Below are 245 nucleotides of genomic sequence, written 5' to 3'. Positions count from 1 at the left end.
CCACGATGGCGGTGCTGTCGGCGAACAGGGCGCGGCCCAGGCGGTTGGGGCGACCCTCCGGCATCAGGCCGGCGCGTTTGGCCACGCCCACCAGCGTGCCGGTGGCGTCGAACACCTCGACCAGCACGAACACCAGGATGACGTGCACGAAGCCGGTGTGCAGCGCGCCCAGGATGTCCATCTTGAACAGCGTTGGCGCCAGGCTCGGCGGGGCCGCGAACACGCCCTTGAATTCGTTGTAGCCC

The 245-nt window shown here is 69.4% G+C and carries 1 protein-coding gene; it reads right to left on the bottom strand.

Features of this window, described 5'->3' with window-relative positions; all coding sequences use genetic code 11:
- Positions 1–245, bottom strand: a 245-nt coding sequence (locus SB751_RS34160; protein WP_410749514.1) for a solute carrier family 23 protein, incomplete at both ends; no start/stop codon positions are given.

Source organism: Cupriavidus sp. SIMBA_020 (assembly GCF_046535395.1).
Classification (GTDB): domain Bacteria; phylum Pseudomonadota; class Gammaproteobacteria; order Burkholderiales; family Burkholderiaceae; genus Cupriavidus; species Cupriavidus campinensis.
This window is presented reverse-complemented; position numbering and strand designations above follow the sequence as displayed.